Origin of the sequence: Janthinobacterium sp. SUN211, from assembly GCF_030587315.1 — a bacterium.
GTDB classification, from domain to species: Bacteria; Pseudomonadota; Gammaproteobacteria; order Burkholderiales; family Burkholderiaceae_D; genus Janthinobacterium; species Janthinobacterium kumbetense.
Window position 1 is genome coordinate 618,103 of record NZ_JAPWIC010000002.1, and the last position, 12,482, is coordinate 630,584.

Consider the following 12,482-nt stretch of genomic DNA (forward strand, 5'->3'; position numbering starts at 1 on the left):
CAGCGCTCAGGCTTCGGCGACGCGCTTGGCAATGTGCGCCAGCGCTTCTTCCACCTGGTCGATCAGGATCAGACACAAATCGCCTTCACCGAGGCGCGCCAGGGCCTTGTCGATGGCGACGAATTCGCCGTTGATTTCATCGATATGGCTGGCGCGCTTGGCGCCGTCCAGGCCCTGGCGCAGCAATGCCACCACTTCGCCGTCGGCGCGGCCGCGCTGGCACTGGTCCTGGTACAGCAGCACGTCGTCAAACGCGGCGCCGAGGATTTCCGTCTGCTGGCGGATGTCTTCGTCGCGGCGGTCGCCGGCGCCGCTGATGACCACCGAGCGGCGCTTGGCCGGCATGCTTTCCACGGCCTGCACCAGCGCCAGGATGGCGTCCGGATTGTGGCCGTAGTCGGCGATCAGGGTGGCTCCACGATAATCGAAGACGTTGAAGCGGCCCGGTGCGTTGTCGGCTTCATTGGCGAAGGTTTTCAGGCCCAGCGCGATGGTTTTCCAGTCCAGGCCCACGGCCCAGGCGGCGGCCAGCGACGCCATGACGTTGTCGACCTGGAAGCCGATGGCGCCGTTGCGCGTGATCGGCACTTGCGACAGGGCGATTTCGTGGCGCTCGTTGCCTTGCGCCGCGACCAGCTTGCCGTCTTCCACGTACACCACGCGGTTGCCTTGCGCGCGGTGCGTGGCCATCACGGGATGCGTCTTGTCGGCGGCGAAGAAGGTCACCGTGCCACTGCAATTCTTGGCCATGCGCGCCACGGCAGGGTCGGTGGCGTTCAGCACGGCCACGCCGCTGTCGGACACGTTCTGCACGATCACGCGTTTCAGGACCGCGAGGTCTTCCACGGTGGTGATGTAGTTCAGGCCCAGGTGGTCGCCCGCGCCGATATTCGTCACCACGGCGACCTGGCAGCGGTCGAAGGCCAGGCCTTCGCGCAGCATGCCGCCGCGCGCCGTCTCGAACACGGCGGCGTCCACGTCCGGGTGCAGCAGCACGTTGCGCGCGCTGCGCGGGCCGCTGCAGTCGCCGCTGTCGATCTGGCGTCCTTCGATGTACACGCCATCCGTGTTCGTCATGCCCGTGCGCAGGCCGGAAGCCGTCAGCAGGTGGGCGATCAGGCGCACAGTGGTGGTCTTGCCGTTGGTGCCCGTGACGGCGACCACGGGAATGCGGCCATCGTCGCCTTCGGCGAACATGGCGGCGATGATGGCCTCGCCCACGGGACGCGGCTTGCCGAACGACGGCGCCAGGTGCATGCGCAAGCCCGGCGCGGCGTTCACTTCCACGATGCCGGCGTTCTGCTCTTCCAGCGGTTTCAAAATGCTTTCGGAGACGACGTCCACGCCGCAGATGTCCAGGCCCACCATGTGCGCGGCGGCGACGGCGCGCGCCGCCACTTCCGGGTGCACGTCGACGGTGACGTCGGTGGCCGAGCCGCCCGTCGACAGGTTGGCGTTATTGCGCAAGATCACGCGCTGGCCCACGGGCGGCACGGATTCGGCCACGTAGCCCTGCTTGGCCAGGCTGGCCAGGGCGATGTCGTCGAAGCGGATTTTCGTCAGCGAGGTGGCGTGGCCGCTGCCGCGGCGCGGGTCCAGGTTGACCTGGTCGACCAGTTCGCGCACCGTGTGCTGGCCGTCGCCCACCACTTGCGGCGGGTCGCGGCGGGCCGCCGCCACCATCTTGTTGCCGATGACGAGCAAACGGAAATCGTGGCCCGGCAGGTAGCGTTCGACGAGGATGTCGTCGCGGAATTCCTGCGCCGCGAGGAAGCCGGCCGTCAGCTGTTCGCGCGTGGTGACGTTGACGGTCACGCCCTTGCCCTGGTTGCCATCCTTCGGCTTGACGACGACGGGCAGGCCGATCTCGCAGGCGGCGGCCCAGGCGTCGTCCGCGTCGATGGCGACACGGCCGTGCGGCACCGGCACGCCGGCAGAATCGAGCAGTTTTTTCGTCAGTTCCTTGTCTTGCGCGATGGCTTCCGCGATGGCGCTGGTGCCGTCCATTTCGGCGGCCTGGATCTTGCGCTGCTTGCTGCCCCAGCCGAACGTCACCAGGCTGCCTTCGGTCAGGCGGCGGAACGGGATGTTGCGGGCCACGGCGGCGTTGACGATGGCGCCCGTCGAGGGGCCCAGGCGCACGTCTTCATCGAGTTCCTGCAGCTGGTGCAGGGCGCCGGCCAGGTCGAACGGCGCATCGGCCAGGGCGGCCTGGCACAGCTGCTGCGCCAGTTCCAGGGCCAGGCGGCCGACGGCTTCTTCCGAATATTCGACGACGACCTGGAAGATGCCCGTTTCCAGGGTCGGCGTGGTGCGGCTGAAGGTGACGGGGCAGCCGGCTTGCGCCTGCAGGCCCAGCGCCGCCAGTTCCAGCACCTGCGCCATCGGCGCGGCGTTGTAGTTGCCCAGCGGTTGCAGCGGGCTCAGTTGCGGGAAGAGCGCGCGCAGGCGGGCTTCGAAGCCGGGCAGCTGGGCGATGTCGAGTTCCTGCGTGGTGCAGGAAACAATGGCTTCCACGGCGGTGTCGTGGCTCCAGAGGTTAGGGCCCCGCAAGGCCCGTACGCGAGATACTTCCATAATTAAACCGTAATCCTGTTGTGTTCTTGTGGGCCCGGCCGTCATGGCCGGGCTTGAGTGCTGCTTTGCCTGTGCTGTCAGTTCCCGATGCAGCCGGGGGCCGCGTCGAAGGTGCGTAATCCCGCGCAAATGAGGTCGACGGGCAGGTTCAGGGCCCAGGCGGCCGCCGCCACGGCCAGCACGCTGTCGACATTGCCGGCCGTGGCCGGTTTCAGCAAGTCGAGGCACAGCAAGACCGTTTCGATGCCGCCTTCGGCCAGCACGATGTGGTTGCCGCGCACGAACACGGCGCGCTGGCCGGCGGCCAGTTGCGCCGCGATGGCGGCCAGGCTGCCGTCCTGCGCATACAGGATCACGCTGCCGTCGCACAGCTCGGCCAGTTCCAGCACGTGCGCGTTGGCGGCGTTCAGCACGGCCACGCCCGTCGGCACCACCACGTCGACCTGGCTGCGCACGGCCTTGTACAGGCCCGCTTCGTCCAGCACGTCGAAATCCTTGACGCTATCGAGGCTGCCCATGTCCGTGACGACGCCGATCTGGCACTTGTCGTAGGCCAGGCCTTCGGCCAGGATCATGCGCGGATTGCTTTCGAACAGGGCCGTCTGCACGGTGCGGTTGAGCAGCAGGCGCTGGCCCGCGTCCCAGTTCACGCAATCGCTGCTGACGACGCGGCGCTGGTCCAGGTACATGCCTTCGCTGCAGACGGCGCCCGTGTGCAGGCCCGACAGGTTGAGCAGCTTGCACAGCATGCGCACGATCAGGCTGGCGCCGCGCGTGCCCGTCACGCCGATCAGCGGAATGCGGCCCGTTTCCTCGGCGGCGAACAGGTGGTCGACGATGGCCGCGCCAACAGGGCGGGGCTGGCCCACACCCGGCTTGATGTGCGCCAGCAGGCCGGGGCTGGCATTGACTTCGATGATGGCGCCGCGCTGCTCTTCCAGCGGACGCGTGATGTCGGTGGTGACCAGGTCGATGCCGGCGATATCCAGGCCCACGACGCGGGCGGCCAGCAGGGCCGCATGCACGACGGACGGGTGCACGTCGTCCGTGACGTCGATGGCCACGTTGCCGTTCGGCTGGATCAGCACTTTCTGGCCCGCCTGCGGCACGGACAGGGCGGTCATGCCTTGGCGCTGCAGTTCCAGCACGATTTCGCCCGATTCGTGCGGCTTGACGGTACCCAATGGGAAATCTTCGCCTTCGCCGCGGCGCGGGTCGGTATTGATCTGCGTGTTCACCAGTTCCAGCACGGTGGAGACGCCGTCGCCGTCGACCCACAGCGATTCGCCCTTGGCGGCTGCGATCAGCTTGTTGCCGACGACGAGCAGACGGTGTTCGTCGCCCGTGATGAAGCTTTCCACCAGCACGGCCGAGCTGTCGCCCTTGCGCGCGGCCAGGTCGTAGGCTGCCTTCACGTCCGCTTCCGTCATCAGGTTGAGCGACACGCCGCGGCCATGGTTGCCGTCATACGGCTTGACGACGACGGGCACGCCGATGTCCTGTGCTTCTTCCCAGGCCGCTTCGGCGCTGCGCACCAGGCTGCCCTCGGGCACGCGCACGCCGCACGATTTGAGCAGGAATTTGGTGAGATCCTTGTCGCTGGCGATGCCTTCGGCAATCGCGCTGGTGCGGTCCGTTTCGGCCGTCCAGATGCGGCGCTGCGCGGCGCCGTGGCCCAGCTGCACCAGGTTGCCGTCGTTCAGGCGCAAGGAAGGGATGCGGCGCTCGGTGGCGGCATCGACGATGCTGGCCGTGCTCGGGCCCAGGCAGCGCGAATCGACCATGTCGCGCAGGGGCGCCAGGGCCGCTTCCAGGTCGTAGGCTTCATCGTTGATGGCGGCCATCAGCAGTTCGCGCGCGGCGGCCAGGGCGGCGCGGCCCACGTGCTCTTCGCGCGTGCGGAAGGCCATCTTGTAGACGCCGCGCTGGCTGGTCGAGCGCGTCTGGCCGAAGCCCGTGCGCATGCCTGCCAGGTTTTGCAGCTCCAGTACCACGTGTTCGAGGATGTGGGCCGACCACGTGCCTTCGCGCAGGCGCTCGAAAAAGCCGCCCCGTTCGCCCACGCCGCAGCGGTGCTCGATCATGCCGGGCAGCCACGCCACCAGGCGTTCGTACAGGCCGGGCAGGGTATTGGATGGATAGTCTTCCAGTTCGCCGATGTCGACCCAGGCTTCAATCACCGGGCGGTAAGTCCAGATGTTGGGGCCGCGCAAGTGGGTGACGCGGGCAAATTCGATGTTCTTCTTCTTGATCATGTAAGTGGTTTCTTGATAACAAGCCAGGCGTCTGGGCGCCAGATACTTTATGTTGGCTCTACAGAGTCTTTTCAGGCTCGTGCTTGGTTCTTTATCCCGGGTATGCGCAGTGTGCCACTTTTAGAGGCCTCTTGTCGCGTTTGCTTCTCGTATTCTGCTGGTGTTGTCATTCTAATTGTTACTAATTGTTGCCATACTTGTTATAAAGATACCGACTCTGGGCTAAGCTGGAGCATTTGCGCAACAGCGGGCTGTTGTATACTTGCTCCCGTATCGCGGCCGCGTTGCAAAAGCGCCGCGCCTGCCTGGCACTTCCTGCGACAGCCGCGCATTTTTTTGCGCCGTTTTGCCATCATTCCTTACCGGCAGGCATCCATTCGATACAATACAGGAAATTGCCACTGGTGCATCCACCTCGCCATCGCGCAGTACACAAACATTGATCGGGCGTCTGCCCCATCCCCCAAATCCCGCCCTGAAGGGCTTGGCCTCGAGCCGGAGTATGCTTTACGATGACAACTGAACTGAGTGTTCCTGCAACAACTATTCCCCTCACCTCGCTGCCTGAACACTGGCTGGCGGAAGTCGAGAGCAACCTTTCTCCAGGGGAGAACGTTTTAAGTAGCGTTGAGGTTGACCTCGATGCGCGATTACGTTTCACAAAAGGCATAATTGTTGTCACCGAGAAGCGTTTACTGGCCCGTTCGCCCGGCGATACTGCCTGGAAAAGCTGGTCTTTCCGTCCTGGATTGCGCCTGACGCACCATGACCACGCCGGTGTCGGCCACCTGGAACTGTTCGACGACCACGGCCGCCTGGCTTCGTGGCGTTTCACCCTGGGCCAGAACCTGCACGCCATCCGCGTGCTGGAACAGTTCGTCGAGCGCCTCGACAGCCACCTGACGGGCCAGCCCGTGCTGGAAGCGGAGCAGGAAGTGTGTCCTAGCTGCAAGGCCCCGCTGGAGCCGGAGCAGGAAGAATGCCCGATCTGCGCCAAGGTGCTGTACACGCCGCCGTCCACCTGGACCCTGTTCCGCCTGTGGCGCTTCGCCCACCCCTACCGCGGCCAGTTGGCCCTGGGCTTCCTGCTGATGCTGCTGAGTACGGCCGCGCACATGATTCCGCCCTACCTGACGGCGCCGCTGATGGACAATGTGCTGATCCCGTATCAGAACGGCAAGCATATCGACCCGTGGCTGGTGGTGTACTACATGAGCGGCTTGCTCGGTTCGGCCCTGCTGGCCTGGCTGTTGGGCTGGGGCAAGACGTATGTGCTGGCCCTGGTGTCCGAACGCATGGGCGCCGATTTGCGCTCGGCCACGTATGAACACCTGATGAAGCTGTCGCTGGAATTCTTTGGCGGCAAGCGCACGGGCGACCTGATGGCGCGTATCGGCAGCGGCAGCGACCGCATCTGCGTCTTCCTGTCGCTGCATTTGCTCGACTTCGCGTCCGACGTGTTGATGATTATCATGACCGGTGTCATTTTGTGGTCGATGAACCCGTGGCTGGCCATCATGACCCTGGCGCCATTGCCCTTCATCGCCTGGATGATCCACCTGGTGCGCGACCGCCTGCGCACGGGCTTTGAAAAGATCGATCGCGTGTGGAGCGAAGTGACCAACGTGCTGGCTGATACGATTCCCGGCATCCGCGTGGTGAAGGCGTTTGCGCAGGAAAAACGCGAGGCGGCCCGCTTCCGCGACGCCAACGCGCACAACCTGGCCGTCAACGATAAATTGAACAAGGTCTGGTCGCTGTTCTCGCCCACCGTGTCCTTCCTGACGGAGATGGGCTTGCTGGTCATCTGGTGCTTCGGCATCTGGCAGCTGTCGCGCGGCGAAATCACCGTCGGCGTGCTGACCGCCTTCATCGCCTACAGCACGCGCTTCTATGGCCGCCTCGATTCCATGAGCCGCATCGTCTCCGTGACGCAGAAATCGGCGTCCGCCGCCAAGCGCATCTTCGACATCCTCGACCACGTGTCGAGCGTGCCGGAGCCGGCGCAACCGGTCAAGCTGGAGAAGATCGAAGGCAGGATCGACTTGCGCGAAGTCGGTTTCCGTTACGGCAACCGCGCCGTCAACCGCGGCATCACCCTGAACATCAAGGCGGGCGAGATGATCGGCCTGGTCGGCCACAGCGGTTCGGGCAAGAGCACCCTGGTCAACCTGATCTGCCGTTTCTATGACGTGTCGGAAGGGGCGATTTTGCTCGACGGCGTCGATATCCGCTCGTTCGCCGTGTCCGACTACCGCCGCAATATCGGCCTGGTGCTGCAGGAGCCGTTCCTGTTCTTCGGCACCATCGCGGAAAATATCGCCTACGGCAAGCCGCACGCGACGCGCCAGGAAATCATCGCCGCCGCGCGCGCCGCGCATGCGCACGAATTCATCCTGCGCCTGCCGCAGGGCTACGATTCGATGGTGGGCGAGCGTGGCCAGGGCCTGTCCGGCGGCGAACGCCAGCGCATCTCGATCGCCCGCGCGCTGCTGATCGACCCGCGCATCCTGATCATGGATGAAGCCACGTCGTCGGTGGACTCGGAAACGGAAAAAGAAATCCAGAAGGCGCTGGACAACCTGGTGCAGGGCCGCACGACGATCGCCATCGCGCACAGGCTGTCGACCCTGCACCGCGCCGACCGCCTGGTGGTGCTGGACCGCGGCCAGGTCGTCGAAGTGGGCAGCCACGATGAATTGATGGCGAAAGAGGGCGCCTATTTCCGCCTCTACGAAGCACAGGCGCGCAACAATGAACTCGCCCTGGATGACAAGGAATAAGCATGGCCAGTACAACTTTTACATTACACCGCGACACCTTCGGCAAGCTGGTGATGACGGACGCGGACGGCCAGGTCTTTGAAGGCGTGGCGCCCGTGCGCGCCTTTCCCATCCAGTCGCCCGACGAAGGCATTTCGCTGGTGCTGGGCAATGGCAAGGAAGTGGCGTGGATCGACCATGTCGACACCTTGCCCGAGCCGGCGCGCAGCCTGCTGCAGGAAGAGCTGGAAGGGCGCGAATTCATGCCTGAAATCGCGCGCGTGAAAAGCGTCTCCAGTTTCGCCACGCCGTGCACCTGGTACGTCGACACGGACCGGGGCGAGACGCAGTTCGTGCTGAAGGGCGAGGAAGACATCCGCCGCATCGGCGCCGCGTCGCTCTTGATCGCCGACAACCACGGCATTCACTTTTTGATCCGCGACATGTTCAATATCGACAAGACGACGCGCAAGATCCTCGACCGCTTCCTGTAAGCGATGCAACAATAAAAAACGGCGCCTTGAAGGCGCCGTTTTTTTTATTGGAAGGCCACTTCCGCAAAGCTGCGCAATTTGCGGCTATGCAGCCGGTCCACGCCCTGGCGGCGCAGCAGTTCCACGGCGCGGATACCGATGCGCAGGTGCTGGTCGACGCGTTCGCGGTAGAAGTGGTTGGCCATGCCGGGCAGCTTGATTTCGCCGTGCAGCGGCTTGTCGCTCACGCACAGCAGGGTGCCGTACGGGACGCGGAAGCGGAAGCCGTTGGCGGCGATCGTCGCGCTTTCCATGTCCAGCGCGATGGCGCGGCTCTGGCTGAAACGGCGCTCCGGCGTACGCTGCGGCAGCAGTTCCCAGTTGCGGTTGTCCGTGCTGGCCACGGTCCCCGTGCGCATGATGTGTTTCAGATCATGCCCTGTCAGCTGGGTGATTTCCGCCACCGCCGTTTGCAGCGCCTGCTGGATTTCCGCCAGGGGCGGGATCGGTACCCACAGCGGCAAGTCTTCGTCGAGCACATGGTCTTCGCGCACGTACGCATGCGCCAGCACGTAGTCGCCCAGGCTTTGCGTGGTGCGCAGGCCGGCGCAATGGCCCAGCATCAGCCAGGCGTGCGGGCGCAGCACGGCGATATGGTCGGTGATTGTCTTCGCATTCGCCGGTCCCACGCCGATATTGACCATGGTGATGCCGCTGCCGTCCGCGCGCAGCAGGTGGTAGGCGGGCATCTGCGGCAGGCGCGGCGGGGCGGCACCCAGCGCATCCTCGCTTTCCACCGTCTGTCCCACCCGGCGCGTGACCACGTTGCCCGGTTCGACGAAGGCGATGTAGCCGTCGTCGTCCGAGGGCGCGGCGGCGTCGGGCGCGCGGTCCATCAGGGCGTGGCCCAGGCGGATGAATTCGTCGATGTAGAACTGGTAATTGGTAAACAGGACGAAATTCTGGAAATGCTGCGGCGAGGTGCCGCTGTAGTGGCGCAGGCGTTGCAGCGAGTAATCCACGCGCGGCCCCGTGAACAGCGACAGCGGCTGCGCTTCGCCATGCGCCGGTTCGTGCGTGCCGTTGGCGATGCCGTCGTCCATGGCCGACAGGTCGGGCAGGTCGAACAGGTCGCGCATGGCCAGGCGGCGGCCCGCATCCATATTGCCTTCGATATGGTCATGCTCGGCGAACGAGAAATGCACGGGGATGGGCTGGGCACTCACGCCCACTTCCAGGTGCACCTTCTGGCCGCTGTTATGGTTTTTCAGCAGCAGCGTGAACTGGTCGAGGTAATAGTCGCCGAACAGGTCGGGGCGCGTCAGGGTGGTCTCGAACACGCCGGGGCCGGCGACGAAGCCGTAGGCCAGCGGCGAGTCGGCGCGCGCCACGGTGTCCGTCTGGATGCGCACGAAGGGGTAGCAGGCGCGCACGCGCTCGTGCATGTCTTCGCCGGCGACAAAGCGCTGCAGCGCATCGCGCAAGTGTTCGATGCTGCTGCGGTAGATGGCTTGCACTTGGGCCAAAGCCAGGCGTGGATCATCGAAGCGGGAGGAGGCGATGAAGGGGGGCGTAAGCAAGCGGATTCTCCTTGTAGCGGTTCGTGCATACCATTGTAAGGCAGCAAGGCAAGTCGCGTTGGACGCGTTTTTCAGCGAACGGGGCCGCTTGACGGATTCAAATAGAATCTGTATTCTATTTGAATGGTCAGACTAGCCAAATTCAACGAAAACAACTTCATCGACAGCGCGATTGCCGTCGCCGCCCAGTGCGGCGTGGGCGCCGTCTCGATGGCCGCCATCGCCGTGAAGGCCGGTGCGCCCATCGGCTCCGTGTATCACCGCTTCGATTCGCGCAACGCCATCCTGGCGCGCGCCTGGCTGCGCGTGAAGAGCGACTTCCGCGAGGAAGTGGCCAGCCGCTGGCTCGGCGGCGATACGTGGGCCGGTGTGCACGGCTTGCTGGACTGGTGCCGGCGCAAGCCCGTGTATGCACGCTTCCTGCTGCAATGCGCGGACAGCCCCGATTTCAGCAGTGGCCTCAGCGAGGAATTGCTGGCCGCCGTCGAAGAGGAGCAAGCGGCACTCGATGCCTGCTTCGTCCGCTGCGCCGAAGCCATGCCAGGGACCACGGAGCTTGACCTGGATCACATGCTGCTCAAATTCGTCCTGATCGACGCCCCCGTGGCCGTCGTCAAGCCTTACCTGACCCAGGAGCGGCCGATCCCCGCCAGCGTCGACGCCATGCTGCGCGCCTCGCACGACGCCGTGCGCGGCTGGGCCGCCCACACCACACACTAACCAAGAAGAAAACCATGCGCTATTCCACCCAGCTTGAACACGGCAAGAAAATCCCCCTGCACGACGAAGAAGGCTTCATCGGCATGCGCGCGGCCGGCCGCATCGCCGCCGACACGCTCGACTACATCGCGCCCTTCGTCAAGCCTGGCGTCTCGACGGCCAAGCTTGACGCCCTGTGCGAAGAATTCATGCGCGCCGCCGGCGCTATCCCCGGCACCATCGATTACCACGGCTACAAGCACGCCAGCTGCATCTCCGTCAATCACGTGGTCACGCACGGCATCCCGTCCGAGACCAAGATCCTGAAAGTGGGCGACATCCTCAATATCGACGTGACGCCGAAGTTCCAGGGCTGGTTCGGCGACACCAGCCGCACCTTCAAGGTGGGCGCCGTCTCCATCCTGGCCAACCGCCTCGTCAACACGGCGTATGAGGCCATGATGGCCGGCATCCACACCGTGCGTCCGGGCGCCACCCTGGGCGACGTGGGCGCCGCCATCGAGGCGGTGGCCAAGGCGCAGGGCTTTTCCTCCGTGCGCGACTTCTGCGGCCACGGCGTGGGCCAGGTCTTCCACGACACGCCGCAAGTGCTGCACTATGGTCGCGCCGGCACGGGCATCGTGCTCGAACCGGGCATGATCTTCACGATCGAACCGATGCTCAACGTGGGCAGCTACCAGGTCAAGGTCTTGCCGGACAAATGGACGACGGTGACGAAAGACCGTTCGCTGTCGGCGCAGTTCGAGCACTCGCTGGCCGTGACGGAAACGGGTTTCGAGATTTTCACCCTGACCGGCTCGACCGACCCGCTGGTGTAAGCATGGATGACGCGCGCCGGCGGCAGCTCACCGATATCGTCGCCGCGAAAGCGGGCGTGGATGTCGCTTGCGCGGCGCGCCACCTGGCGCTGCATGACGACGACGTGGCGGCCGCGCTGCGCGGCATCGACATCGAACGTTTTACGCTCACGCAGCGCCTGCTGAACAAGTACCGGCGCGATCCGGAAGACGCGCTGCAGCACGTGGCGCTGGCCGTGCTGCAGCATGAAGATATCCGCAGCGACAGCGTGCTGCGCCTGGAGCGCATCGCGGCCCTGGCGCCGCCCGTCGCCGGCGTGGTGATGCTGGCCGAGTGGCTGGCCTACGTGGACTGGGAGGGCTTCGACAGCGCCCTGTACGCGAATATCGACGCGGTGGCGGCGTTCATCGGCGGTGCACTGGACTTGCCCGAGGTGGCCGCCAACCTGCTGCAAGCGCGCGATGCAGCCGTGTTTGAAACGCGGCGCCCGGCGCTGGCTGCCGCGGCCCTGCTGTTCATCGAGCGCCACACTACGCAGTTTCCCTGACGGCTGGCGCTTTGCCGCCGGCGGGCGGGCGTCTTACAATGGCGGCAAGCACTGTTGCCCCATTTTGAAGACTTCCGCATGAGCGATTTTCCCGAAGATATCTACACCGAGCCGTCCGCCGACGTGCACACCCTGAACAACCTGGGTCCCCTGACCGGCATGGCCGGCATCTGGACGGGCACGCGCGGCCTGGACGTCAAGCCGAAAGCGGATGGCCCGCGCAAGCAGGCATTCGTCGAGCGCATCGAACTGCAGCCGATCGACCCCGTCACCAATGGCCCGCAACTGTTCTACGGCTTGCGCTACTACATCCACATCACCAAGCCGGATCAGGTCAAAACGTATCATGAGCAGGTGGGCTACTGGCTGTGGGAACCGGCCACGGGCGCCGTGATCCAGACCCTGGCCATCCCGCGCGGCCAGATCGCCATGGCGTCCGGCACGACGACAGCGGACGCCACCAGTTTCGAATTGGTGGCCAAGCGCGATTCGACGGCGTACGGCATCTGCTCGAACCCCTTCCTCGAACACGCATTCACCACCGTCGAATACCGCATCAAGGTCGATATCCACACCGATGGCACGTGGGGCTATGACGAGGACACGGTCATGTTGATCCGCGGCAAGGACGAGCCGTTCCACCACACGGACCGCAACCTGCTGACCAAGGTCGGCGAACCGACGCCGAACCCGATGGCCCTGCAGGCGCTGGCGGCGGTGTAAAAATCAAAAAGCGGCGACTTTTTCCGCCGCTCTGCTGGAGCGCCTGA

Annotated in this window: 9 protein-coding genes; 6 read left to right on the top strand and 3 right to left on the bottom strand. The window is 64.9% G+C overall.

The window, feature by feature from the left end; translation table 11 throughout:
• Positions 1-6: 6 nt before the first annotated feature.
• Complete coding sequence (gene cphA, locus O3301_RS08540) at positions 7-2,577, bottom strand: cyanophycin synthetase (protein WP_305056128.1); 2,571 nt, start codon at positions 2,575-2,577, stop codon at positions 7-9.
• Positions 2,578-2,654: 77 nt separating this feature from the next.
• Positions 2,655-4,832, bottom strand: coding sequence for a cyanophycin synthetase (cphA, locus tag O3301_RS08545; protein ID WP_305052849.1), 2,178 nt, complete (start codon positions 4,830-4,832; stop codon positions 2,655-2,657).
• 512 nt (positions 4,833-5,344) lie between these two features.
• On the opposite strand from cphA (O3301_RS08545), the gene O3301_RS08550 reads away from it, so the two are divergent.
• Both O3301_RS08550 and O3301_RS08555 read left to right on the top strand, forming a co-directional pair.
• The gene (locus O3301_RS08550) at positions 5,345-7,615 is read left to right on the top strand and encodes an ABC transporter ATP-binding protein (protein ID WP_289911065.1); all 2,271 of its coding nucleotides are present in this window, start codon (positions 5,345-5,347) and stop codon (positions 7,613-7,615) included.
• A 2-nt stretch (positions 7,616-7,617) separates the two neighbouring features.
• A complete protein-coding gene (locus tag O3301_RS08555; RefSeq protein ID WP_099666965.1) occupies positions 7,618-8,088 on the top strand; it encodes a DUF1854 domain-containing protein in 471 nt (156 codons plus the stop codon).
• Positions 8,089-8,132: 44 nt separating this feature from the next.
• Here the strand turns inward: O3301_RS08555 and O3301_RS08560 are convergent, their stop codons facing one another.
• A complete protein-coding gene (locus tag O3301_RS08560; RefSeq protein WP_251350403.1) occupies positions 8,133-9,647 on the bottom strand; it encodes an AMP nucleosidase in 1,515 nt (504 codons plus the stop codon).
• Positions 9,648-9,770: 123 nt separating this feature from the next.
• Between O3301_RS08560 and O3301_RS08565 the strand changes: the two genes are divergently transcribed.
• The 4 genes from O3301_RS08565 to O3301_RS08580 all read left to right on the top strand — a co-directional run bounded on the left by O3301_RS08565 (position 9,771) and on the right by O3301_RS08580 (position 12,435).
• Positions 9,771-10,367: a TetR/AcrR family transcriptional regulator gene (locus O3301_RS08565; protein WP_305056129.1), complete on the top strand. Its 597-nt coding sequence runs from the start codon at positions 9,771-9,773 to the stop codon at positions 10,365-10,367.
• Positions 10,368-10,381: 14 nt separating this feature from the next.
• Positions 10,382-11,185: a type I methionyl aminopeptidase gene (gene map, locus O3301_RS08570; RefSeq protein ID WP_099666967.1), complete on the top strand. Its 804-nt coding sequence runs from the start codon at positions 10,382-10,384 to the stop codon at positions 11,183-11,185.
• Positions 11,186-11,187: 2 nt separating this feature from the next.
• The gene (locus tag O3301_RS08575; protein WP_305056130.1) at positions 11,188-11,712 is read left to right on the top strand and encodes a hypothetical protein; all 525 of its coding nucleotides are present in this window, start codon (positions 11,188-11,190) and stop codon (positions 11,710-11,712) included.
• A 78-nt stretch (positions 11,713-11,790) separates the two neighbouring features.
• The gene (locus O3301_RS08580) at positions 11,791-12,435 is read left to right on the top strand and encodes an FABP family protein (RefSeq protein ID WP_305056131.1); all 645 of its coding nucleotides are present in this window, start codon (positions 11,791-11,793) and stop codon (positions 12,433-12,435) included.
• The last annotated feature ends 47 nt before the right edge of the window (positions 12,436-12,482 follow it).

Bases quoted from the DNA above. Each gene is read 5' to 3' on its own strand.
- cphA (WP_305056128.1), bottom strand. From the start codon at position 2,577: ATGGAAGTATCTCGCGTACGGGCCTTGCGGGGCCCTAACCTCTGGAGC.
- cphA (WP_305052849.1), bottom strand. From the start codon at position 4,832: ATGATCAAGAAGAAGAACATCGAATTTGCCCGCGTCACCCACTTGCGC.
- O3301_RS08550 (WP_289911065.1), top strand. From the start codon at position 5,345: ATGACAACTGAACTGAGTGTTCCTGCAACAACTATTCCCCTCACCTCG.
- O3301_RS08555 (WP_099666965.1), top strand. From the start codon at position 7,618: ATGGCCAGTACAACTTTTACATTACACCGCGACACCTTCGGCAAGCTG.
- O3301_RS08565 (WP_305056129.1), top strand. From the start codon at position 9,771: ATGGTCAGACTAGCCAAATTCAACGAAAACAACTTCATCGACAGCGCG.
- map (WP_099666967.1), top strand. From the start codon at position 10,382: ATGCGCTATTCCACCCAGCTTGAACACGGCAAGAAAATCCCCCTGCAC.
- O3301_RS08575 (WP_305056130.1), top strand. From the start codon at position 11,188: ATGGATGACGCGCGCCGGCGGCAGCTCACCGATATCGTCGCCGCGAAA.
- O3301_RS08580 (WP_305056131.1), top strand. From the start codon at position 11,791: ATGAGCGATTTTCCCGAAGATATCTACACCGAGCCGTCCGCCGACGTG.